Origin of the sequence: Agrococcus sediminis, from assembly GCF_007923295.1 — a bacterium.
Lineage (GTDB): Bacteria > Actinomycetota > Actinomycetes > Actinomycetales > Microbacteriaceae > Agrococcus > Agrococcus sediminis.
Window position 1 is genome coordinate 14161 of the sequence record NZ_VOIR01000015.1, and the last position, 23253, is coordinate 37413.

General features: G+C 73.0%; 21 protein-coding genes and 2 pseudogenes. 9 read left to right on the plus strand and 14 right to left on the minus strand.

All coding sequences use genetic code 11. The annotated features are described in order from the left end of the window. A pseudogene (locus FQ330_RS13330) lies at window positions 1-545 on the minus strand (hypothetical protein); the annotation flags it as partial. Between the two features lie 175 nt (window positions 546-720). On the opposite strand from FQ330_RS13330, the gene FQ330_RS09325 reads away from it, so the two are divergent. The 3 genes from FQ330_RS09325 to FQ330_RS09330 all read left to right on the plus strand — a co-directional run bounded on the left by FQ330_RS09325 (window position 721) and on the right by FQ330_RS09330 (window position 2443). Continuing rightward, on the plus strand, window positions 721-972 hold the full coding sequence (locus FQ330_RS09325) for a hypothetical protein (protein WP_146357024.1): 252 nt from the start codon (window positions 721-723) through the stop codon (window positions 970-972). 1 nt (window position 973) lies between these two features. Then, the gene (locus tag FQ330_RS13650; RefSeq protein ID WP_263970129.1) at window positions 974-1108 is read left to right on the plus strand and encodes a hypothetical protein; all 135 of its coding nucleotides are present in this window, start codon (window positions 974-976) and stop codon (window positions 1106-1108) included. Window positions 1109-1276: 168 nt separating this feature from the next. Next, on the plus strand, window positions 1277-2443 hold the full coding sequence (locus FQ330_RS09330; protein ID WP_146357026.1) for a nucleotide sugar dehydrogenase: 1167 nt from the start codon (window positions 1277-1279) through the stop codon (window positions 2441-2443). A 31-nt stretch (window positions 2444-2474) separates the two neighbouring features. Here the strand turns inward: FQ330_RS09330 and FQ330_RS09335 are convergent, their stop codons facing one another. The 3 genes from FQ330_RS09335 to FQ330_RS09345 all read right to left on the minus strand — a co-directional run bounded on the left by FQ330_RS09335 (window position 2475) and on the right by FQ330_RS09345 (window position 5455). After that, window positions 2475-3437, minus strand: a complete 963-nt coding sequence (locus tag FQ330_RS09335) for a DUF4349 domain-containing protein (RefSeq protein WP_146357028.1) — start codon at window positions 3435-3437, stop codon at window positions 2475-2477. Between the two features lie 178 nt (window positions 3438-3615). Continuing rightward, window positions 3616-4590 (minus strand): TetR/AcrR family transcriptional regulator, encoded by a 975-nt coding sequence (locus FQ330_RS09340; protein WP_192575904.1) that lies wholly within the window; start codon window positions 4588-4590, stop codon window positions 3616-3618. Window positions 4591-4627: 37 nt separating this feature from the next. Then, entirely contained in the window at window positions 4628-5455 is an 828-nt protein-coding gene (locus FQ330_RS09345; RefSeq protein ID WP_146357032.1) for an aldo/keto reductase, read from the minus strand. Between the two features lie 122 nt (window positions 5456-5577). On the opposite strand from FQ330_RS09345, the pseudogene FQ330_RS09350 reads away from it, so the two are divergent. Further along, window positions 5578-6558, plus strand: a pseudogene (locus FQ330_RS09350) (Abi family protein). Between the two features lie 132 nt (window positions 6559-6690). Here the strand turns inward: FQ330_RS09350 and FQ330_RS09355 are convergent. From FQ330_RS09355 to hrpA, 5 genes are all read right to left on the minus strand, one after another. Then, window positions 6691-7893, minus strand: a complete 1203-nt coding sequence (locus tag FQ330_RS09355; protein WP_146357034.1) for an MFS transporter — start codon at window positions 7891-7893, stop codon at window positions 6691-6693. 34 nt (window positions 7894-7927) lie between these two features. Then, the gene (locus FQ330_RS09360; protein ID WP_146357036.1) at window positions 7928-8482 is read right to left on the minus strand and encodes a hypothetical protein; all 555 of its coding nucleotides are present in this window, start codon (window positions 8480-8482) and stop codon (window positions 7928-7930) included. Further along, complete coding sequence (locus FQ330_RS09365; RefSeq protein ID WP_146357038.1) at window positions 8469-9077, minus strand: hypothetical protein; 609 nt, start codon at window positions 9075-9077, stop codon at window positions 8469-8471. The genes FQ330_RS09360 and FQ330_RS09365 overlap by 14 nt, the downstream gene beginning before the upstream one ends. 312 nt (window positions 9078-9389) lie before the next feature. Continuing rightward, window positions 9390-9734, minus strand: a complete 345-nt coding sequence (locus FQ330_RS09370) for a DUF6804 family protein (protein ID WP_146357040.1) — start codon at window positions 9732-9734, stop codon at window positions 9390-9392. A 47-nt stretch (window positions 9735-9781) separates the two neighbouring features. Beyond that, entirely contained in the window at window positions 9782-13957 is a 4176-nt protein-coding gene (gene hrpA, locus FQ330_RS09375) for an ATP-dependent RNA helicase HrpA (RefSeq protein ID WP_404799854.1), read from the minus strand. Window positions 13958-13992: 35 nt separating this feature from the next. On the opposite strand from hrpA, the gene FQ330_RS09380 reads away from it, so the two are divergent. Together FQ330_RS09380 and FQ330_RS09385 are read left to right on the plus strand one after the other, a co-directional pair. Further along, window positions 13993-14970, plus strand: a complete 978-nt coding sequence (locus FQ330_RS09380) for a hypothetical protein (protein WP_146357044.1) — start codon at window positions 13993-13995, stop codon at window positions 14968-14970. Window positions 14971-15119: 149 nt separating this feature from the next. Beyond that, window positions 15120-15590, plus strand: a complete 471-nt coding sequence (locus FQ330_RS09385; protein WP_128190665.1) for a cupin domain-containing protein — start codon at window positions 15120-15122, stop codon at window positions 15588-15590. A 68-nt stretch (window positions 15591-15658) separates the two neighbouring features. Here FQ330_RS09385 and FQ330_RS09390 read toward each other — a convergent pair whose 3' ends face one another. From FQ330_RS09390 to FQ330_RS09400, 3 genes are all read right to left on the minus strand, one after another. Further along, window positions 15659-16561 (minus strand): hypothetical protein, encoded by a 903-nt coding sequence (locus tag FQ330_RS09390; RefSeq protein WP_146357046.1) that lies wholly within the window; start codon window positions 16559-16561, stop codon window positions 15659-15661. 81 nt (window positions 16562-16642) lie between these two features. After that, a complete protein-coding gene (locus FQ330_RS09395) occupies window positions 16643-18130 on the minus strand; it encodes a multicopper oxidase family protein (protein ID WP_146357048.1) in 1488 nt (495 codons plus the stop codon). After that, the gene (locus FQ330_RS09400; protein WP_146357050.1) at window positions 18130-18390 is read right to left on the minus strand and encodes an SHOCT domain-containing protein; all 261 of its coding nucleotides are present in this window, start codon (window positions 18388-18390) and stop codon (window positions 18130-18132) included. The genes FQ330_RS09395 and FQ330_RS09400 overlap by 1 nt, the downstream gene beginning before the upstream one ends. 161 nt (window positions 18391-18551) lie before the next feature. Between FQ330_RS09400 and FQ330_RS09405 the strand changes: the two genes are divergently transcribed. Next, complete coding sequence (locus FQ330_RS09405) at window positions 18552-20339, plus strand: DEAD/DEAH box helicase (protein ID WP_146357052.1); 1788 nt, start codon at window positions 18552-18554, stop codon at window positions 20337-20339. A 24-nt stretch (window positions 20340-20363) separates the two neighbouring features. On the opposite strand, the gene FQ330_RS13335 is transcribed toward FQ330_RS09405, so the two are convergent. Further along, the gene (locus FQ330_RS13335) at window positions 20364-20996 is read right to left on the minus strand and encodes a hypothetical protein (RefSeq protein ID WP_192575905.1); all 633 of its coding nucleotides are present in this window, start codon (window positions 20994-20996) and stop codon (window positions 20364-20366) included. Between the two features lie 144 nt (window positions 20997-21140). Between FQ330_RS13335 and FQ330_RS09415 the strand changes: the two genes are divergently transcribed. Further along, window positions 21141-21902: a hypothetical protein gene (locus FQ330_RS09415; protein ID WP_225792792.1), complete on the plus strand. Its 762-nt coding sequence runs from the start codon at window positions 21141-21143 to the stop codon at window positions 21900-21902. A 15-nt stretch (window positions 21903-21917) separates the two neighbouring features. Beyond that, the gene (locus FQ330_RS09420; protein ID WP_146357054.1) at window positions 21918-22586 is read left to right on the plus strand and encodes a class F sortase; all 669 of its coding nucleotides are present in this window, start codon (window positions 21918-21920) and stop codon (window positions 22584-22586) included. 3 nt (window positions 22587-22589) lie between these two features. Here the strand turns inward: FQ330_RS09420 and FQ330_RS09425 are convergent, their stop codons facing one another. Continuing rightward, entirely contained in the window at window positions 22590-23252 is a 663-nt protein-coding gene (locus FQ330_RS09425) for a hypothetical protein (protein ID WP_146357056.1), read from the minus strand. Between the last annotated feature and the right edge of the window lies 1 nt (window position 23253).

Sequence of the window (23253 nt, forward strand, 5' to 3'; positions counted from 1 at the left end):
AACACCAGGCTTGGTGTTTCCGCGCCCGCTTGATCGTCGGTGATGCGCACACGCGCGGTGACTCCAGCGTCGACGTCGGTGACGTCGACCTCGCGCGGATCGATCTCGATGCCTGCGAGTTGCGGAGCCGAAACATCGGCGGGCACTCCGTTGATGACGTTGATCGTGTTGTCGAAGCCGGCCTCTACTCCGGGTGGTCCGTAGTTGCCGCGCAGGTCGCGCAGTTGACCGACGGAGAGGTGCCAGGCGCCCGGTGCGGCGCCTTGCGGGATGGTCGCGGTGCCCTCCCACCAGCCGTCCTGCAGGGTGCCTTCGACCAGAGTTGTGTTGTAGAAGCTGGCGTGCTGACGAGAGTCCTCGCTGAAGAACACCAGGCTTGGTGTTTCCGCGCCCGCTTGATCGTCGGTGATGCGCACACGCGCGGTGACTCCAGCGTCGACGTCGGTGACGTCGACCTCGCGCGGATCGATCTCGATGCCTGCGAGTTGCGGAGCCGAAACATCGGCGCTGCTCGTGGTGGCCAGAGGAACCTGCTGCATGGACATTGCGACAGTCGGGAGCAGTGCGGCCAACGCCAGGGCCAGAAATCGTCTGAGGGAAGCCACGATGGCCTTTCGCGCGCATAGCGCGATCCTTGCGCGCTACTGGGGTTCGCTCAGTATTGCACCCTTGGTCGTCCGCCCGGAGCGCGTCGGATGTACCCCACTTGGGGTACACTCGTTGTCCATAAGCGAACTACTTGAACCCAGCACCACCTACAGCGACGCGCAGATCGAGGAGATCCTCGCCGACCTGAACGCCAACGTCCGCGGGCTGCAGAGCCTGCACGTCTGGGCCTCCCAGCAGGACTTGGAGCTCGCCCGGCTCACGGCCGGAGCGAACCTGACCTACATCCGCCTCGCCGGGCGCGACGAGCACGGTCATCCGATCGTGCTCATGCTGCTCGACCACGTCTGGGAGAGGGCCATCTGAGATGCCGGAGCACCTGGACTGGACCTTCTACGTCACGATCGGCGCGGTCGCGCTGTTCCCGGCGCTCGTGGGGCTGCTGGTGTTCGTGCTGCGCCGGGTGATCATCCGGCGGCATCCGGAGATCGACGAGGGGTAGACCGCGTCCCGCAGGCGCTGCCTGCCGCTGGGACTCCCGCGAGCACGGATAGCCTGGTCTCGAGTCGGTTCGAGGCTTGCGGAGCGCGCTCTGCGGCCAAAGACGACCTCCCGTCGAATCCCGCGCCCGCTGCCCCGCTGCATCCGGGCATGACCGCCCAGGAGCACCATGAAGATCGTCGTCGTCGGCATCGGATACGTCGGCCTCTCGAACGCCGTGGTGCTCGCGCAGCACCACGAGGTCGTCGCGGTCGATCTCGATGAGCGCCGCGTCGCCCAGGTCAATCGACGCGAGTCGCCCATCGTCGACTCCGAGCTGGAGGCCTACCTGCGAGAGCAGTCACTCCGTCTGACGGCCACCGGCGACCTTGCCGTCGCGCTCGACGGCGCTGAGGTCGTCGTCGTCGCGACGCCGACCGACTACGACCCGGCGGAGGACTTCTTCGACACGTCATCGGTCGAGTCCGTCATCGCATCCGTGGTCGAGCACGCCCTTGACGCCACGATCGTCGTGAAGTCGACGGTGCCGGTCGGGTTCGTCGAGCGGATGCGCAGCGTGCACCCGAGCGCGCATGTGCTGTTCTCTCCGGAGTTCCTCCGTGAGGGCCGAGCGCTGTACGACAACCTCCACCCCTCCCGCATCGTCGTCGGCGATACCGGCGAGCGAGGACGCATGTTCGCGGATCTGATGCTCGAAGGAGCGCTCGACAGCTCGGTGCCCGTGCTGCTGACGGGGCCCACCGAGGCGGAGGCGATCAAGTTGTTCGCCAACACCTATCTGGCGCTGCGAGTCGCGTACTTCAACGAGCTCGACACCTTCGCGGTCACGCACGGGCTCGACGCTGCGCAGATCATCGAGGGTGTCGGCCTCGACCCACGCATCGGCACCCACTACAACAACCCCTCCTTCGGCTATGGCGGCTACTGCCTGCCGAAGGACACCAAGCAGCTGCTCGCCAACTACCGCGACGTGCCGCAGAACCTGATCGCGGCAGTCGTGTCGGCCAACACGACGCGCAAGGACTTCATCGCGGCCGACATCCTGCGTCGCGCTCCCCGGGTCGTGGGCATCCACCGACTCATCATGAAGACCGGCTCCGACAACTTCCGCGCGTCGTCCATCCAGGGCGTCATGAAGCGGCTCAAGGCCAAGGGCGTCGAGATCGTGCTCTACGAGCCGAGCCTCGAAGACGACACGTTCTTCGGATCTCCGGTGGTCCGAGACCTCGACGAGTTCAAGCGTCGCGCCGACGTCATCGTCGCGAACCGGCAGTCCGACGAGCTGTCCGACGTCGCCGACAAGGTCTACACGCGGGACATCCACGGCCGCGACTAGTGCCGTGAGCCACCGCTCCCGCTATCGGCGACTATTCGACGCGAGACGCCGGGGTAGCCGGGTTCGCGACCGCTGACGCCGGCGCGGCCGCCGGTGCCGGCAGGCGGCGCAGCAGCCGGCGGATGACGAGCCAGGCGACGAGCGCCAGGATCGCGAGCGCGACGAGCGCCGGGATCGACTGGCCGAGCGCGTACAGCGCCGTCGCGCCCCAGGCGAGGAACGCGCTCCAGCCCGCCACCAGGCCGTCCCAGAAGCTCGGCGTGCCCGTCGGCCCCTCGACCGTCGTCGAGCTGATGCGCACCTCGATCGTCGACATCGCCACCTGATCCTCGAGCGCCCGCTGCTCCGACAGCAGCTGCTCGAGCTCGCTCGTGCGCTGCGTCAGCTGCGCCTCGACCTCGAGCAGCGTCTCGGTGTCGGCCGCCGTCGCCAGCAGGTCGGTGAGGCGGTCGACGGATGCGCGGGAGGCCTCCACCCGCACCTCGAGGTCGCGCACCTGGTCGGTCACGACCTGCTCGCCGAGATCCACGCTCGTCACCTCGCCGAGCCCGCGCAGCGCCGTGAGCAGATCCTCGACCTGCGTCGCCGGCACGCGGACGGTGAGCATCGCCCATGCCGGCTGGAAGTCGGTCGACGCGCCCTCGGCCCGCCGGTCGATCGAGCCGCCACGGGCCTCAGCGGCGTCGGCCACCGCATCCGCCATCGTGATCGGGTCGCCAACCCGCATGCTCATGGTGCCCGAGATGATGACGGCGCGATCCTCGTCGGGGGCCTCCTCGGGCTGGCCGCCCCCGCTCGCGCCCTCGTCGCCGCCGGAGTCGGAGCCGGGCTGCGGGGCGACGTCGGGCTGCTCGGCCCAGTCGGGGGCGCTGCCGTCGGTGACGGGGGCGCCCGGATCCACCGCGGACTGCCCGCCGCCGAGGGCGCCGCAGCCGGTGAGGAGCACGCTGCCGGCGATGACGATGCCGGCCATCGAGAGGAGTCTGCGGGTCATGCTCTCACTGTGCGCCTGTTCGGGGGAAAGCACAGCCCAACCTTTTGGGGGAGTGGGGCGTCTCGGGGTGGTCTCGTCTCGATGCGGCCCTGCGGGCCTACTCGACGAGCGGGGTGGGTGGGGGATCGTCTCGATACGGCCCTGCGGGCCTACTCGACGAGCGGGTGGGGAGGGCGACCTACTTGCGGGACTTCGCCTCCGCCTTCGCGGCGCGCAGGTCGGCCTTCGCGGCCGCCTTCGCCGCGGCGGCCTCGGCCTTGGCCTCCTCGGCCCGCCGCCGCTCGACGGACTTCAGCAGCGCATCCGCCGCCTTCGACTCCGCCTGCCGCAGCTCGGCGCGCGCCTTCTCGACCGCCCGCGCCGTCTCGCGCACCTGCTTGTCCTGCAGCACGGCCGGGGGCAGGCGCTCGAACGGCAGATCCTCTTCGGTGCGCTCGAGCCAGCGCTCGATGCCGTCGAACAGGCGCGACAGGCCGAAGCCGAAGCCGCGCTCCGGGTCGGTCTCGCGGGCCTCGAACACACCCGCGCGCACGGCCGGCGCCAGCAGCGGGAACCGCTCGTCGGTCACGAGCTGCGGCAGCGCCTGCCGCACCGCCTCGTCGACGCCCGCGTTGCTCGACGCGCGCGCGTAGAGCGCGATGTAGCCGAGCAGCAGCAGCAGCGTCGGCAGCTTCATGCGGTCGGGCGCCGGCACGCCCTCGAGCGCGGCGAGGCCGGCCTCGATGATCGCGAGCCGGTTGGGCGTGGTCGGGGTCGAGCTGGGCGGCAGGTCGGCGAGCCAGGGGTGAGCGTCGTAGGTCGCGCGCACGAACATCGCCCACTCGCGCAGCCGCTCGCGCCACGTGCTGCCGGCGCCGGGCACGGTCACCTCGCTCGCGGCGTCGTACATGAGCAGGAGCAGGTCGTCCTTGCCGGTGACGTACCGGTAGAGCGACATCGGCGCCACGCCCACCGCGGCCGCGACGCGGCCCATGCTGACCGCATCCAGCCCGTCGGTGTCGGCGATCTCGATCGCGGCCTCGACGATGCGCTCGGTCGTCAGCTCGCGCTTCGGCCCGCGGTGCGGGAGCGCGGCGACGCCCCACGTGACGGCGTGCGCGTGGGGGAGGTGCGGGGTGTCGTCGGGCGTGGGCGCGGGGTCGGTCTGGGTCACGTGGCTCGTCGCTGTCGGTGTCGGTCGTCGGTGTCGGTCAGTTGCGGTCGTCGGGATGCGTGCCGGTGCGCTCGCCGGTCTCGAGCGCCGCGATCGCGGCCATGTCGTCGTCGCCGAGGCGGAACCGGTCGACGTCGAGGTTCTCGCGCAGGCGGTGCGGATGCGTCGACTTGGGGATGAGGGCGCCACCGAGCTGCAGGTGCCACCGGATGATCGCCTGCGCGGGGCTCACGCCGTGCGCGGCGGCGATCCGCTGGATCGTCGGGTCGTGCAGCACCCGCGAGCGGCCGAGCGGGCTCCACGCCTGCGTGACGATGCCGTGGTGGCGGTGGAACGCGCGCAGCTCGTGCTGCGGCAGCCACGGGTGCGACTCGACCTGGTTGATCGCGGGCGTCACGCCGGTCTCCTCGATGAGCCGGCGCAAGTGCTCGTGCGTGAAGTTGCTGACGCCGATCGTGCGCACCCGGCCCTCGTCGCGCAGCTCGACGAGCGTGCGCCACACGTCGACGTAGCTATCGCGGGCGGGCCTTGGCCAGTGGATCATGTAGACGTCGATCGGCGTTCCGAGCGCTCGTTCGCTCTGGGCGAACGCTTCGCGCACCGCCGCGGGCTCCTGCGACGACTCGCCCCAGAACTTGCTCGTCACGGTGAGCGCGTCGCGCGCGACGCCCTGTTGCTCGGCCCGCCGCAGCGCCTCGCCGAGCTCGCGCTCGTTGCCGTAGAACTCGGCGCCGTCGACGAGCCGGTAGCCGGCGTCGAGCCCGGCGGCGACGACCTCGGCGGTCTGCTCGGCGGGCACCTTGTAGAGGCCGAAGCCGAGCGCCGGCAGCGCGCGGCCGTCGAGCATGGGCAGATCGGCGGGCATGGCCTCGATTGTGCCAGGCCGCCCCGCGCCCACGTCAGTGGATCGTGCTACGTTCGTCGTATCAGGATCAGCCCGCTCGCCTCACGGCTCGGGCTGATTTTCTTTTCGCCTGGGGACTCAGCGTGCACTACTCGAAGCCATGGCTGTCGATCGACGAACAGCTCGCACGGCTGGCGGAGCGTGGAGCGGACATCGAGCCTCGCGATGATGCGGGCGCCCTGCTTCGTGCCGTCGGCTACTACCGGCTCACTGGCTACCTGTACCCGTTCCGTGAGTCGGAGCGCGTCGTAGGTGACGACGGCAAGACGCGCGTACGTGTCCTGGGGCACTACCGCGCGGGGACATCAGTTCACCAGGCGAGAGAGCTCATCGACTTCGATCGCGACTTGCGGCTACTCGTGCTTGAGGCGCTCGAGCGGATCGAGGTCTCGCTCAGGGTGCAGTTCGGCCACGAACTTGGTCGCAGGTCGCCGTTCGCGCACCTCGAGTCCGAGTGGTTCGTGTCCACGTTCACGGAGGCGCCCGAGTCCGTCGACGGGGCGGAGAGCCCCCACCAGGCCTAGTTGCGTCGAGTCCAGGAGCGCCTGGACGGCTCGGACGAAGCCTTCGTGGCCCACTTCCGGGAGAAGCACGACGGCCGCATGCCGATATGGGCAGTCACCGAAGTGCTCGAGTTCGGGCAACTGAGTCGGCTGTACGGCGGCCTGCGAAACGACCTCGCCACGACCATCGCGACGAGCTTCGGAGTCCCTTCAAAGCGGGTCATGGCGAGCTGGATCGCAAGCTTGAACTACGTCCGCAACGTCGCCGCGCACCACGCGCGGCTCTTCAACCGCAAGCTGGTCGTCGCCCCACAACGACCCCGTCGAGGTGTTGTGCCCGTGCTCGACCATCTGCGCGACGAAACGCGACCGAAGAGCGACTTCGGTCTGTACAACGCGCTCGCCGTGACCGCCTACCAGCTACGTGCGTTCGAGCCCGAATCGGGATGGCCAGAGCGTCTTACCGTGCTGATGGACGAATTTCCCAGCGAGACGGCACTCTCGACGGCGAGTATGGGCTTTCCCGCTAACTGGAGGCAGCTCGCTCTCTGGCAGGCGTGAAGGATGCCTGTCGGACCCACGCTTGGGGTGCCGGTGGCACAAACGGATGTCGCGGCCGAGGTGTTCAATGCGCTCGTGGTCGCGGTCCTTGGCGGTCTGCAGGCACCAGATCGCGTGGGCGGCATTGCTCGATCAGCGCGGCAGCTCCACCGGCGCGGTGTCGGGTGGATCGCCGATGCCGTGCCGCAGGTCGGGCTGGTGGCGGCGGAAGACGGCCGCGAGCAGCGCTGCGAGCGCGACCATCACGACCGCCACCCAGACGGCGCCGACGCCGCCGACCGCATCGATCGCGATGCCCGCGACAGCGGAGCCCAGCGCGGCCCCGAGCAGCTGGCCGGTGCCGATCCAGGCGTAGGCCTCGGGAGTGTCGGCGAACTTCACCGTGCCGGCGATGATCGCCGAGAACGCTGCGAGCGCGGGCGCCGTGCCGAGGCCGGCGATGAAGAGGGCCGCCGACAGGCCGATCACCTCGGTCATCGGCAGCGCGAGCGCCATGCCGGCGAGCACGATCGTCAGCCGGATCGCCACCGACCACGGGCCGATGCCGCGGCTGCCGACCGCGAAGCCGCCGATGAGCGAGCCGATCGCCGAGACCGCGAGCACGAGCCCCGCCTCGAGCGCGCCCTCGCCGAACGTCGCGATGACGCCCGCCTCGACCGCCGAGAATCCGCCGATGAACATGGCCGACACCGCCACCGCGAGCAGCACCGGGGGCTTCCGCAGCACGCGGCCGAGCTTGCGCGAGGTGGGCGGGATCCGCAGCCGGCGCACCTCGGGCGAGACGATGAACAGCGCCGCGCCGCCCGCCTGGATGGCGATCGTGACGAGCATCGTGGGCCCCGTGCCGAGCGCCGACACGAGCAGCGTCAGCAGCACCGGCCCGAACACCCAGATGATCTCCTGCAGCGCCGCGTCGAACGAGAACAGCGGCGACAGCAGCCGCTGCGGCACCATGCGCGGGTAGAGCGTGCGCACCGTCGGCACGATCGGCGGCATCGCGGCGCCCGCGACGAGCCCCGCGGCCACGTCGGCCCAGAGCGGCAGGCTGAGCGACGCGATCGACGAGAGCGCCGAGACCGACACGACGGTCGTGACGACGAGCACCGTCACCGTGCCGAAGCGGCTCATCAGTCGCGAGACGAACGGCCCGGCCGCCGCCATGCCCACCGAGAAGGCGGCGAGCACGAGGCCGGCTGCCGTGTAGGAGCCGTGCTGGTGCTCCATGTGCATGAGGATGCCGAGCGAGTACATGCCCGCCGGCAGCCGCGCGATGAGCTGCGCGAGGATGATGCGCGCGAGCCCCGGGACCCTCAGCACCTCGCCGTATGCACGCACCAGGCAAGCCTAGGACTCGGCGGCGCCGACCTGCTCAGGGGGCGGCCGCGAGCGCCTGCATGACCCAGGCCGGCGCATCCGCCACGCCCTGGACGGCCGGCGCAGCCGCGGCGTGCGGAGGGCCCACCAGCACCGTCGAGGTGTAGTCGGGCGCATGCGCCACCCATCCTCCGCCGTCGCTGAGGCGGTCCTCGGCGACCCGCAGCCCCATCGCGGCGCCCCGCACCTGCTCGGGCACCTCCTCGCCCTGCAGCACGAGGAGCGTCGTCACCGCCGAGCCGTCGCGGAGGCTCGTACCGCAGCGCACGTCGGCGCCGCCGAGCGGCAGCGGCACCGGGTGGTCGACCTCGCTCGCGCGCATCGAGGCCGCGCTCGCGTCGGGGTCGCCGGTCAGCTCGCGCAGGTATGCGTCGACGATCGCGTCCGGGCAGCGATCGACGTCGAGCGTGTTCGTGGCGGTCGGCTCGTCGGTCGGCAGCGGCGGCGGCAGCGGCACGCAGCCCGCGAGGGCGAGGAGGGCGGATGCGACGAGGCCGCCCGCGAGCGAGGCACGGCCGGCGCGCGACGCGGCCGCGTCACTGCGTCGCAACGGTGCCCTCGAGCAGGTAGCGGTCCTCGGTCGACTCGATGCCGCCATCGGTGAGCACGTCGGCGCCGGGCCGGTGCAGCACGTAGCGGGTCGCGGCGTCCTCGCTGACGAGGATGAGCGCCGCATCGCCCTCGGCGGGCTCCTCCTCGAAGCCGCGCTCGCCGGCGACCCCGGCGACGGTCTCGGGCACCGTGCCCGGGCCCTCGAGCACGCTGAGCGTGTGCGTCGCGGCGCCGGTCGGATCGGTGAGGGCGACCGAGCAGACGACGACGACCTCGCCGGTCGGCAGGTCGCCGGGGCCGTTCGGCACGGGCTCCAGGTCGGCCGCGGTCAACGAGGGGGCGTCGCCGAGCCGCAGCCACGCGTCGATGAGGCTGTCGGGGCAGCGGTCGTAGGCGGTCGAGCCCTCGCCCTCGGTGCCGGGGTCGGATACGGTGGCGGGCGGCGCGGAGTCGGGCGCCGGCGCCGCGGGGGTCGGGCCGTCGGCGCCGGGCGCCGTCGTCGCGTAGTTGGGCGGCGGCACGTTGCCGGAGCATCCGGCGAGCGCGAGCGCCGCGGCTGCCGCGACCGCGGCGAGGAGCGGGATGCGCGGCATGGCGGCTCCTCTGCTCGGCGGCGGTGGTCCTTGGGGGAACGGTACGCCAGAGCGGGGGTGGAGTCACGGGGTCCCGCCCAGCGGGGGTGGTCTCGACTCGGTCGCTGCGCGACCGGCTCGACCAGCGGGGTGGGATGGGGTGGTCTCGACTCGGTCGCTGCGCGACCGGCTCGACCGGCGGGGTGGGGAGTGGGGGTGGTCTCGACTCGGTCGCTGCGCGACCGGCTCGACCAGTGGGGTGGGGAGTGGGGGTGGTCTCGACTCGGTCGCTGCGCGACCGGCTCGACCGGCGGGGCGGGGGCGGGGGTGAGGTCAGCCGCGGTCGTCGTCGCGGGGCGCCTTGATGAGGGCGGCGGCCGTGAGCATCGCGAGCGCCGTCACCCAGTGCGCGCCGACCCAGACGGGGCCGGCGATGTCGAACGGCAGCACCGGGTTCCACGCGACCGCGATCGCGAGCATCACCGGCACCCACCACCACTGCCGCGCCTGGAAGGCGAACCAGCCGACGATGAGCGCGAGCACCGCGATCACGAACCGCAGCGTGCCGAACCACTCGGTCTCGAGCAGCAGCTGCGCGACGATCAGCGCGAGCGCGCCGAGGAAGCCGGGCGCGAGGGCGTTGCGCTGCCAGGAGGGGCCGTAGCGGTCGGGGTCCATCGGCGTGTCCTTCTCTGGTGGCGTTCGTCTCGACGAGCGGGGGAGGGTCAGGGCGTGAGGGCCTTGCGGATGCGCTGCAGCGAGACCGGGCCGGCGGTGCCCAGCTGCTGCGCGAAGAGGCTGACGCGCAGCTCCTCCAGCAGCCACCGTGCGGCGACCAGCCGCTCGGCCCTCGCCGACCCGTCGGCGCCCGCCGGCGCATCCGTCACCGACGCGGGCAGCGGCAGCGCGCCGCCCGCCTCGAGGAACAGCGCGGTCGCCTGCTCGACCTCGGTCATCCAGGCGCGGTCGCGGTTGGCGGTCTCGGGCAGCCGCTTGACGCGGTGCTCGATCGCGCGCACGTAGACCTCGAGGCGGCCGAGCCGGTCGAGGCCCGTGCGGCTGACGAAGCCGTCGAAGACGAGCTGCTCGAGCTGCGCGCGGGCGTCGGCGAGCGCCGCCATGTGGGCGAGGCTCGCCCCGTCGCGGATCGCCCGGTCGGCCAGCCTCGCGGCGGTGAGGATGCGCGCCACCTGGGCCGCGAGCGCGAACATGCGGTCGACGAGCCCGTCGGCGACGCGGGCGCGCACCGCCTCGAACTCGGCGACCGTCGCGGGCGGTGCGGCGCCCAGCTCGGCGTCGATGATCGCGAGCATCAGGTCGGCGAAGAGCCGGTCGGTCGAGGGGTAGGGGCTCGCGCCGAGCGCGAGCTTCTCGGCGCTCGTCAGGCTCGACTGCACGTAGGGCGCGGGGCTCGGCACCTGCCGCAGCAGCAGCTGCCGCACCGCGGCCCGCTGGTCGCGCTGCTGGGCCTCGCGGGTCGATGCGAGCCGCACGCCGACGGTCGCTGCGCCGCCCGCGTCCTTGCCGGTGATCGCGTAGCCGGGGTAGGCGCGCACGGTGTTGCCGCCCTGCCGCACGTCGATGTGCTCGGGCAGGTCGGTGTCGAAGCCGGGAACCTCGTCGCGCTCGAGATCGCTCGTCACCTTCACCGCCGCCTTCGCGACCTGGGTGCGCGCCTGGCCGGCGAAGCGGCGCTTCAGCGCCTCGAGATCCTTGTCGGCGCCGAGCCGGCGGCCGCGGGCGTCCTCGACGGCGAACGTCGGCTTGAGGTGATCGGGGATGCGGTGCCAGTCGACGTCGTCGGCGGTGGACTGCACGTAGGCGGTGCGGGAGATGCGCGCGGCGAGCACCTCCGCGATCGAGCGCGCGCCGCCCCGCTCGTCGGCCGGCGGCTCGTCGGGCAGCTCGGCGAGCATGCCGCGCGCCCAGTCGGCGGCGGGCACGACGTGCTTGCGCACGTGCTTCGGCAGGCTCTTGATCATCGCCGTCAGCAGCTCCTCGCGCATGCCCGGCACGAGCCAGTCGAACCCGGCGGGGCTGAGCCGCGGCAGCACGGCGAGCGGCACGTGCACGGTGAGCCCGTCGTCGGCGGCACCCGGCTCGAAGCGGTAGCTGAGGCGCAGGCGCTGCTCGCCCTGCTGCCACCGGGTGGGGAACGCCGCGGTGTCGACCCGCGCATCCTCGCCCGTGAGGTCCTCCCGGGTCATCGTCAGCAGGTCAGGGGTCTCCTCGCGGGCCTTCCGCCACCAGCCCTCGAAGCCGCGCGTCGAGGCGACGTCGGCGGGGATCCGCGCGTCGAAGAAGTCGAAGACCGCCTCGTCGCCGACCAGCAGGTCGCGGCGCCGCTGGCGCTCCTCGAGCCGCTCGATCTCGCGCCTGAGCTCGCGGTTCCTGCGGTCGAAGTCCTGCGGGCTGTCCCACTCGCCCTCGACGAGCGCGTGGCGGATGAAGAGCTCGCGCGCGTGCGCCGGGTCGATGCGCTGGAACTGCACGCGCCGCCGCTCGACGATCGTCACGCCGAAGAGCGTCACCTTCTCGTACGCGACGACCGCGCCCTGCTTGCGCTCCCAGTGCGGCTCGCTCACCTGGCGCTTCGCCAGGTCGCCCGCGAGCGGCTCGGCCCAAGCGAGGTCGATGGATGCGACGGTGCGGGCGAAGAGGCGGCTCGTCTCCACGAGCTCGGCGGCCATGACCGCGCGGGGCGGGCTCTTCGCGAGGCCGGAGCCGGGGAAGATCTGGAACCGCGCGCCGCGTGCGCCGACGTACTCGGCGCGGGCGCGCATCCGCCGCTTCGATTCGCCCGGGCGCGGCTGCTGCGGCTTCTGCGTCTCGTCGAGCACGCCGATGCGGCCGAGGAGGCCCGCGAGCAGCGCCTTGTGGACGGCGACGGCGTCGACCCCTTCCGCTGGTCGAGTAGCCGGCGAAGCCGGCGTATCGAGACCACTGCGCTGCGCGTCTCGATACGCGCCTTCGGCGCTACTCGACGAACGGGTAGCGGCGCTACTCGACGAACGGGTGGCGGCACTGCTCGACGAACGGGTGGCGGCACTGCTCGACGAACGGGCGGCACGACCGGAGGGGTCAGCCTTCAGCCCCATCGCCTTCGTCAGCTGCCGCACCACGTCCTGCCACTCGCGCACGCGCAGGAACGAGAGGTGCTCCGCCTTGCACGCCTTGCGGAACTGGTTCCCCGACAGCGCCGCCTGCTGCGCCTGCAGGTGCCGCCAGAGCGCGAGCAGCGTGATGAAGTCGCTCGTCGGGTCGACGAACCGCGCGTGCGAGCGGTCGGCCTCCTCGCGCCTCTCGAGGGGACGCTCCCTCGGGTCCTGGATGGTCAGGCCCGCGACGATCGCGATGACCTCGTGGGCGACGCCCGCGTCCCGCCCGGCCAGGGCCATCCGCCCGAACCGCGGATCGACGGGCAGGCGCGCGAGCTCCCGCCCGATGCGCGTGATGTCGCCCTTCGGGGTGATGGCGCCGAGCTCGCGCAGCAGGTCGCGGCCGTCCTTGATGCCGCGCGGGTCGGGCGGCTGCAGGAACGGGAAGTCCTCGAGCGCCCCGAGCCCGAGCGACGCTGCCTGCAGGATGACCGCCGCGAGGTTGGTGCGGAGGATCTCGGGGTCGGTGAACGCGGGGCGCCTGTTGAAGTCGGCCTCCGCGTAGAGGCGGATCGCGATGCCCGGCGCGACGCGGCCCGCGCGCCCGGAGCGCTGGTTGGCGCTCGCCTGGCTGATCGCCTCGATCGGCAGCCGCTGCACCTTCGAGCGCGCGGAGTAGCGCGAGATGCGGGCCGTGCCGGTGTCGATCACGTGGCGGATGCCAGGCACCGTGAGGCTCGTCTCGGCGACGTTCGTGGCGAGCACGACGCGTCGCTTCGTGCCGGGGCGCGTGCTGCGCTCGAAGACGCGGTGCTGGTCGGCGGCGCTCAGGCGCCCGTAGAGCGGCAGGATCTCGGTCGCCTGGCCGAGCCGGCCCTGGAGCTGGTCCTGCGCATCGCGGATGTCGGCCTCGCTCGGCAGGAACACCAGCACGTCGCCGCTGTCGTCGCGCGCGATCTCGGCGAGCGCCGACTCGATGCCGTCGATCGGGTCGAGGTCGGCGGCCGGCTCATCGGCCTCGCCGTCGTCGTCCTCGTCCATCGCCTCGGCGACGAGCGGGCGGTAGCGGATGTCGACCGGGAACGTGCGGCCCGACACCTCGATGATCGGCGCGCCGCCGAAGTGCCGGCTGAACGACTCCGGATCGATCGTCGCGCTCGTGACGATCACCTTGAGGTCGGGGCGACGGGGGAGGAGCCGCTGCAGGTAGCCGATCAGGAAGTCGATCGTGAGGCTGCGCTCGTGCGCCTCGTCGATGATGATCGTGTCGTACTGCTGCAGGTCGCGGTCGCGGTGCATCTCGGCGAGCAGGATGCCGTCGGTCATCACCTTGATCTGCGTGTCGGCGCTCACCTGGTCGGTGAAGCGCACCTTGTAGCCGACGGCCGTGCCCAGCTCGACGTCGAGCTCCTCGGCGATGCGCTCGGCGATCGTGCGGGCGGCGAGGCGCCGCGGCTGCGTGTGGCCGATGCTCGTGCGGCCCAGCTCGAGGCACATCTTCGGCAGCTGCGTCGTCTTGCCCGAGCCGGTCGCGCCGGCGACGATCACCACCTGGTGGTCGCGGATCGCCGCCATGATCTCGTCGCGCGCCTCGCTGACCGGGAGGTCGGCCGGGTAGTCGATGCGCATCCCACCATTCTCCCGCAGTGCGCCCGTGCGCTTGCGCGCCCCGCGCATCCGCCGCCCTCGCAACGGGCGCATCCGCCACGGGGACCCCCTGTGCCGCGGAGGACCCGGTACACCGGGTCCCGTTCGGCAGTTAGGGTCCCGGTGCCGGGCCTCCACAGGGCGACGCGTACGCACCGCGCGGTCGCGGTCGCCTGTGCCACCGTGCGTCCATGACCGGCGACAGCGAGCCCTCCCAGCCGAGAGCGAGGCGAGAGCTCGTCGTCGCCGAGCCGGGGCTGCGCCCGGAGCGCGACGACCGCTTCACGCGGCTGCGGCGCGGTGTCTACGTCGACCGGCCGGTGGTCGACGCGTCGTGCGCGGATGGGTCCGCGCAAGGGGACGCGCGAGGTCGCGACGCGCGGTACCTGACGCGCATCCGCGCGGTGCAGATCGCCCGCTCGCGGCCGGTGTTCGCCCGGGAGTCGGCGCTCGCGCTCCACGGGGTGCCCTTCGGGACGGAGCCGCCCGCCGTCTACACGGCGGGCGGCGCACGGACGGCGAAGAAGAAGGCGGGCGTCGTGCACTCGCCGGTCCCGCTCGACGCGCGCGATGTGATCGAGGTCGGCGAGATGCGGGTGTGCTCGCTCCCCTACGCCCTCGCAGACGTCGCGCGGCGGCGGGGCCGACTCGTCGCAGTGTCGGCGATCGACGCGGCGCTGCACGCGGAGGCGGTGACGAAGGAAGCGATGCTCGAGGCCCTCGGCCGCCAGAGCGCTCGAGGCCGGGCGCGCGCCGAGTGGGCCATCGCCTTCGCTGACGGGGCCTCGGAATCGGTGGGCGAGTCGTGGAGCAGGGTGCGCGTGTTCGAGCTCGGGTTCGCAGCGCCCGAGCTGCAGCGGTGGGTGGAGGGGCCGACCGGCAGGCAGTGGCGGGTCGACATGCGCTTCGAACGCCCCGGGCAGAGGCCCGTCTACGGCGAGTTCGACGGCATGACGAAGTACGGCGAGCTCGCGACGCGCGCGGGCCGGACCGGGACGCAGGCGCTCGCGAGGGAGAAGCAGCGCGACGACGACCTGCTCTGGACGGGCGACCCGGCGCACTGGGTCTGGGACGACGTGCTGCATCCTGCACGCCTCGAGCGCATCCTCACCGCGTATCGAGTGCCGCGCGTGCGGAGCGCTCTGGCGATGCCGACGACCGCGGGTTGAGCAGTGACGGGGACCCGGTCGACCGACGGGGACCCGCTGTGCCAGGTCCTGTTCGGTAGAAGGGGTCCCGGTGGCGCGGGCGGGCGGGGTGCGCAGGAGGCGCGACGCACGCTCTGGTGCTTCTCAGGAGCCGAGGTCAGGATGGCGCCATGGACATCCACGACAACGGACCCAAGCCGAACGTCTTCGACATCGAGACGGCGACGGTCGAGAACAGCAACTACCGAGCCGTCGCCTGGACGGGCAAGCACCTGCAGGTGACGCTCATGTCGATCGAGCCCGGCAAGACCATCGGGCTCGAGGTGCACAAGGGCACCGACCAGTTCCTGCGCATCGACCAGGGCAAGGGCGTCGCGAAGATCGGGCCCGCCGAGGACGACCTGCAGGAGTACGAGGTCGAGGACGGCTGGAGCATCCAGGTGCCCGAGGGCATGTGGCACGACGTCGAGAACACCGGCGACGAGCCGCTGCGCCTCTACGCCATCTACGCGCCGACGCACCACGCGAAGGGCATCGTGCAGGCGACGGCCGAGAAGGCCGAGGAGGACGAGGAGGCCGGCCGCGACGAGCCGCCGAAGTGGGTCGCCGAGGTCGACACGAAGGGCGAGGAGAAGGCCTGAGCCTCCCCGAGACGCGACGACGCCCGCCGACAGGATCGGCGGGCGTCGTCGCGTGCGGGGCGGATGCGTCAGGCGCGGCCGGTCTCGTCGGAGTGCGTCTCGTCGGGGCCGGTCTGGTCGGCGTGGGCGTCGTCCGCCCCGCCCTCGGGCGCCGCCTCGACGTCGGTCTCGGCCGGCGGCGTCGCGATGTCGGGGTCGGCGCCGATGACGGCGGTGCCGTCCTGGGCGTCGGCGCTCGGGCCCGGCCGGTCGGCCTCGCGCTCGTCGTGACCCTGGTGGCCCTCCTCCGGAGCGGGGGAGTAGCCGCGGGGCGCGTCGTCGCCGGGGTGCGCGGGGGCCTCGGGCAGCGTGCCGCCCTCGGGCGCATCGTGGTGGGGCCGCGCGCGGTCGTCGGCGTCGGAGCCGGCGACCGAGTCGCCGGGCAGCGTGCCGCCGCGCGTGGCGGCGGGGTCGGCGCCGATCTCGTCGGCCGTCGGCACGACGCCGTCGCCGAAGGCGGCTGCGGTGGCGGCGGCCGCGCCGGCTCCGCCCGCGAGGCCGGCCGAGACGCCGGCGGCGCCCTGGGCCTCGGAGACCGCAGGCGCACCGCGCTCGCGTGCGCGCGCATCCGCCGCCTCGGCGTAGTCGGGGTGGGGCTGCCCGGGCGCGAGGTCGTCGTGGTCGGCCGCGTCGCCGTCGAGCGGGTTGTCGCCGATGAGCGGCGGCTGCTCCTCGCCGAACTCGCCGCGGCGCTCGAGCACGAACACCGACGCGAGCATGGTGATGAGCGAGAGGCCCACGAAGGTCCAGCCGAGCACGTTGTTGCCGACGATGCCGAGGCCGTCGGTGACGCGCGTGTAGCTGAGGATGGCGAGCAGCGCGCCGACGCCGACGAGCACGCTCGTCGTGACGACGAACCAGGTGGGCCGGGTGCGGCGCGTGGCGATCACGGCGCCGACGACGAGGGCTGCGAGACCGAGCAGGTAGTGCATGCGGTCAGCCTAGGGGCGATGGCTGGATCGGTGTCGAGCGAAGAGGGCGGGCGCCAGGAACCGCTCGCGGCCATGCCGCCGTCAGCCGCCCGCGCGCTCGACCGTGGCCATCATCCCGGCGTCCTCGTGGTCGAGGATGTGGCAGTGGTAGACCGTGACGCCGCTGAACCGCGTGAAGGCGATCCGCACGACCACGCGCCCCTGGGCGGGCACGTGCACGACGTCGCGCCATCGCACGTCGGCGACGGCGGCGCCGTCGGCCTCGACGACCTGCATCGGCCACACGTGCAGGTGGAAGGGATGGTCCATGGGCGTCGGGTTGGAGATCGTCCACTCCTCGACCGCGTCCGCCGCGACGCGCTGGTCGATGCGCGCCTCGTCGAACGCGCGGCCATCGAATCCGAACGACCCCATGCCGCCGGGACCCATCCCGCCCGCGGGACCCATGCCCATCCCCATGCTCATGCTGAAGGAGATCGCGCGCCGCGCGTCGGGCTCGCGTCCGCGCAGATCGGCGTCGGCGGGTCGCGACGGCACGGCGGGCGCGGCGCCGGTGGCAGCGCTCGCCCCCTCGACCCTGACGTCGGCGAGCACGCCCGGACCGGAGACGTCTGCCGCGCCCGCCATCATCCCGGCCATCGCCGACAGCCGGTCGTGCCCCAGGGTGCGCAGCTCGGAGGAGCCCGCGCGCATGGTGACGAGCAGGTCGATGCGGTTGCCGGGGGCGAGGAGCGCCTCCTCGATCTCGCGGGGCGCCGGCTCGTGGCCGGAGTCCGTGCCCAGCAGGTGCAGCTGCTGGCCGGGCAGCGCGAGGCGCAGGTACCTCGAGGTGCAGGCGTTGACGACCCGCCAGCGCTCCCGCTCGCCCGGCCGCGCGGTGATCTGCGGTCGCAGCTGGCCGTTGACCAGCAGCAGCTCGCCCTCGCGGCCGAGCATCCGCTGCATCGCGCCGGCGGGCGCGACGGCGCCGGCGGGCGTCAGCGTGGTGTCCGAGATCACCAGCACCCGCTCGCGCGCCTCCGGGACGTCGTCGTCCTCGACGACGATCGCGCCGAACATCCCGGCGAAGACCTGATCGGCGACGCTGCCGTGCCGGTGCGGGTGGTACCAGAACACCCCCGGCGGGTGGTCCTCCGGCAGGTCGAACGCGTAGTCGAACGCCTCGCCCGGCGCGATGCTGAGGAACGGGTTGTCGGAGCTGCCCGACGGCGAGACGGAGAGGCCGTGGGTGTGGAGGTTGGTCGGCACCGCCAGCCGGTTGACGAGCCGGACCTCGATGCGGTCACCCGGCCGCACCCGCCACGTGGTCGCGGGCACGGCGCCGCTGTACGCGAGCACCCGTGCCCGGCGCCCCGCGAGCTCGACCTCCTCGCTCGCGGCGACGAGCTCGGTGCGCAGCACGCCGCCGGCGCTCCGCACCGCCGCGGGCTCGCGCAGCGCCGGCCCGCGACCGACGCCGGTCGCCGCCCAGGGCAGGCCCGTGCTCGAGAGCCCCACCCCGCCGACGGCGATCCCGAGCGCGCTCCACGCGCCGAGCGCGAGCGCCTGGCGACGGGTGATCGGCTCCATCAGCCGTCGCCGCGGATCCGCCCGAGGCGCTCGTCGTACTCGGCGGTGTCGATCTCGCCGCGGGCGTAGCGCTCATCGAGGATCGCGCGCGCCTGCGCCTGCGCGTCACCCGGCGCGGGCCCTCGCCGGCGGGGGTCGACGCCGCCGACCGTGAGGCGCACCAGCAGGATCACGAGCGTCGCGATCCCCACGAGCAGCAGCAGCAGGAAGACCCAGCTCCAGCCCGCGGCCATCCCTGCCCAGCCCCAGTCGCCCATCATGCTGCACCGTCCCTCCCCGCCGATGGCGGTCCGTGCGGCGCGCACGCGGTCGTGCGCGCCGCTCCCCGGTGCCGGGAAGACGCCGCCAGGATACCCCCGGAGGTATCTGGGGACAAGGTCTTCGGCGCGCCGCGTGGGCGGTCTCGCCTACCCTTGATCCAGTGACGAGCCCCGCGACCGAGACGCACGCCAGCAGCGCGCACTTCGGCTCGTGGGCGGCCGACCACCTCCCGCCGAACTACCCCGAGCGCGCCGCCTGGGGCACCGTGCAGCCGCTGCGCGCCTGGCAGGAGGAGGCGCTCACCCAGTACTTCACCACCGAGCCGCGCGACTTCCTCGCGGCCGCGACCCCGGGCGCCGGCAAGACGACCTTCGCGCTGCGCCTCGCCTCCGAGCTGCTGCGCCGCGGCACCGTCTCGCGCATCACCGTCGTGGCGCCCACCGAGCACCTGAAGCAGCAGTGGGCCGACGCCGCGCACCGCGCGGGCATCCGGCTCGACCCCGACTTCTCGAACGGCGACGGCGACTACCCCCGGCAGTACCACGGCGTCGTCGTGACGTACGCGCAGGTCGCGGCCCGCGCATCCGTGCACGAGCGCATCACGCGCTCGGCGCCGAGCCTCGTCATCCTCGACGAGGTGCACCACGCCGGCGACGCGCTCTCGTGGGGCGACGCCGTGCTCGAGGCGTTCGGCCCGGCCGCCCGGCGCCTGTCGCTGACGGGCACGCCGTTCCGCAGCGACACCTCGCCCATCCCGTTCGTCGAGTACATCCGCGACGAGCGCGGCGTGCGCATCTCGAGCACCGACTACGCCTACGGCTACGAAGCGGCGCTCCGCGACGGCGTCGTGCGCCCGGTCGTCTTCATGGCCTACGCGGGCACGATGCAGTGGCGCACCTCGATGGGCGACGAGATGAAGGCCACGCTCGGCCAGGGCGACACGAAGGACATCACGAACGGCGCCTGGCGCACCGCCCTCGACCCGGGCGGCGAGTGGATCCAGCAGGTGCTGCGCTCGGCCGACGTGCGGCTGACGCACGTGCGCCACTCGGTGCCGGATGCGGGCGGCCTCGTGATCGCGACCGACCAGGCACAGGCCAGGCAGTACGCGCAGCTGCTGCGCGCCATCTCGGGGGAGGAGCCGACCGTCGTGCTCTCCGACGACGCGGGCGCCTCCGACCGGATCAGCGCGTTCTCGGCCGGCACGTCGCGGTGGATGGTGGCGGTGCGGATGGTCTCGGAGGGCGTCGACGTGCCGCGGCTCGCGGTGGGCGTCTACGCCACGAGCTCGGCGACGCCGCTGTTCTTCGCGCAGGTGATCGGCCGCTTCGTGCGCTCGCGGAAGCGCGGCGAGATCGCGACGGTGTTCCTGCCGTCGGTGACACCGCTGCTCACGCTCGCCGCCGAGCTCGAGCGGCAGCGCGACCACGCGCTCGACAAGGAGCAGGCCGACGACCAGCTGCTCGACGACGACCTCATGGCCGCCGCCGAGCAGGGCGACAACGACGACCGCGAGCCGGCGCCGTTCACGTGGGAGCCGCTCGAGTCGAGCGCCACCTTCGACCGGGTGCTCTTCGGCGATGCCGAGTTCGGCCAGCTGGTCGAGCCCGCGACCGAGGAGGAGATGGACTTCATCGGCATCCCCGGGCTGCTCGACGCCGAGGAGGTCTCCGACCTGCTGAAGCGGCGCCACGCGCGGCAGGCCGCGCGCATCCGCGACCGGCCGCCGAACCAGGAGGCGCCCGAGCCGCTCTACCGCAACATGCGCGAGGAGCGGCAGCTGCTCAACTCGCTCGTCGCGATCGTCTCGAAGCGCCGCGGCGAGGCGCACGCGCTCGTGCACGCCGAGGCGCGGCGCATCTGCGGCGGGCCGCCGGTCGCGCAGGCGTCGATGCAGCAGCTGCGCGACCGCATCCACTACCTGCGACGGGTCGTCGACAAGCGCTGACGCTGGCCGCTGTCGCCTCGGCGGCTAGTCGTGCTCGACCCAGCAGACGAGCACCGAGGATGCGACCGCGTAGGCGACCTCGGACTGCGTCATCGTGCCGTCGGCGAGCTGCTCGGGGAGGCCCGTCGCGTCGACCAGGAGGGTCTTGCCGTCGCGGAGGAACGCGACCACGCCGTCGCCGGTCGAGAACGACGGCAGGCCGAGCCCGAGCATCCCCTCGATCTCCTCGGCGCCCGGGAGGCTGCCCTGCAGCTCGGCGAAGTGCGCCTCGCCCACCGCGGGATCGGTCGCGTCGTGCACCGAGAGCACGAGCGGCGCCCCGTCGACGTCGTAGGTGCAGGTGAAGTCGGGGGCGTCCCAGGCGGTCGCGGGCGGCTCGGGATCGCGCAGCCGGAGCATGGAGGCGACGGCGGTCTCGACCTGCCCGCCGCAGACCATCGCTGCCGCCTCGGACGGCGCGCCCGACGCATCCGCCGACCCGTGCGCGCCGTGCTCGGCGCCGGGCATGACGCTGCCGTCGGGCATCGTGTGCGAGGCCTCGGGCGACGGGGCCGCCGTCGGCGCGGGCGCTGCCCCCGGCTCCGCCGTCGCGGCAGCGCAGCCGGTGAGCATGAGCGCGGCGACGGCGAGGACGGCGAGCCGGTGCGAGCTGGTCATGCCGGTGGTTCGGCGCGACACGCGCGGCGGATTGCGTATCCGCCGCCGCGCCCGCCCGATCCAATCCGCCGTCGGGAGGGCGCCGAACCCACACCACGAGAGCGCACGCCGTGTGCTCGACATCCTCCGGAAGAGGTCCACCCCATGAAGAACAAAGCAGTTCTGCTCGGCGCCCCGGCGCTGGGACTCGGCCTGGTCATGCTGGGCACCGCCCCCGCGATGGCCGCGCACGCCGAGGGCTCGTACTCGACGATGCTCGACGAGATCAACAACAGCGGCGCCTCCGGGGAGGTCTGGATCGACGTCGAGGGCACGACTGCCACGGTGACGCTGAACGCGACGGGCCTCGCCGCCGAGTTCGACGGCGCGCCCTACCCGCACGTGCAGCACATCCACATCGGCGCGCAGGGCGTGTGCCCGAGCCCCGACGCCGACACCAACGGCGACGGCATCATCAGCACCACCGAGGGCGGCCCGTCCTACGGCGAGATCGGCACGACGCTCTCGGTCGGCGACGCCGACAAGAGCCCGGCCGGCGGCCTCGACCTCGCGGCCGCACCGGCCGGCGACACGATCTCCTACGAGGAGACGTTCGAGCTCGACCAGGCGACGCAGGACGCGCTCGCCGGCGGCACCGCTGTCGTCGTCGTGCACGGCCTCGACCCGGCCACGCAGCCCGAGGCCGGCACGAGCGAGAGCGACCTCGTGCCCGAGCTGCCGCTGGCAGCGACCTCGCCCGCGCTCTGCGGCGCCCTCGCCATGGCTCCGGCCGGCGGCGTGGACACCGGCGTCGAGCAGGGCACCGACGGCACCGCGATGACGGTGACCGCGCTGGGCGGCCTGCTGGCCGTCGGCACCGTCGCCGGTGTCGTGATGCTCCGTCGCCGCGCGATCACGAACGACTGACCACCCGTCAGCTCGATGATCTCCCCTGGAACGGGCCGCCGCCATCGCCTCACGGCGGTAGCGGCGGCCCTCCTGCTCTCGCTCACGGCCTGCGCCGGCACGGGAGCCGATGCCCCGCCCGAGGCGGGGCCGTCGCCCGCCACGACGCAGTCGCCCGCGCCCGCCCCCTCCGAGAGCGCCGAGCAGCCGGCCGACGACACGGCCCCCGCCGCCGCCCCCGCCATGGAGGCTTCGACGCCCATCAGCGTCAGCATCCCCGCGATCGACCGCGAGGCCCCGCTCATCCGCACCGGCATGCGCGACGACGGCACCCTCGAGGTGCCCCCCGACGCCGATGGGTCGCCCGCGAGCTGGTACGACGGCTCGCCCACGCCCGGCGAGGTCGGCGCGGCGGTGCTGCTCGGCCACGTCAACTCGCTCACCGACGACAGCGGCGTCTTCTACGACCTCGTCTCGCTCGAGGTCGGCGACGAGGTGAGCGTCGCCCGCGAGGACGGCACCACCGCGACCTTCGAGATCTACCGCGTCGAGTCGTTCGCGAAGTCCGAGTTCCCGACGCGCGACGTCTACTACCCGGTGCCCGACCCCGAGCTGCGCCTCATCACGTGCGACGACCTCGGCGAGGCCGACGGCGAGTTCCCGAACAACCTCATCGTCTTCGCGCGGCTGGTGGCATCGGCGTAGCCGTCACGGCGCGGGCGGGGTCTCCCAGCCCTGCAGCGCCGGGCACACCTGCCACGAGACGACGACGTCGCCGCCGTCGAGCGGGATGCCCGCCATGTCGGCGTGCATCTGCACGCCGTCGGCGCCCTCGTGGCGGCTCACCGCATCCCACTGCAGGAGCGTCGTGAGGGCCCCGTCGGGGTGCACCGAGATGCCGTAGCTGCGGGTGTTGTCGCTCATCGAGATGCGCGTCTGCTCCATGCCGCGCTCAGTGGCCCACGCGACGAGCGCCTGGTCGATCTCGTCGAGCCGCGCGCCGTCGTCGCCGCCGTCGAGGTAGGCGCGGGCGAACCGCATCCGGCAGTCGTTGGTCAGCATCGTCCAGCTCGACGCGCAGAGCACGTCGAAGCGGTCGAGCGCGCCCGGTAGGTCGAAGCCGCCGCGGTACTGGGCGTCGGCCGGCACCTCGTCGACCTTGTCCTCGGGGCCGCCCCAGAAGACGTCGTCGTGGCAGCGCGCCGATGGCCCGAGCATGCGGCCGATCGGCTCCGCAGGGGATGCGGTCGCGCCCGGGTCGGTGCGGTCGGGGCCGCCGCCGGTGGGCACGCAGCCGCTCAGGGCGACCAGCGCGGCCGCGGCGACGAGGAAGCGCAGCGCTGGTGCGCGGGAACGGCCGACGACCGCCATG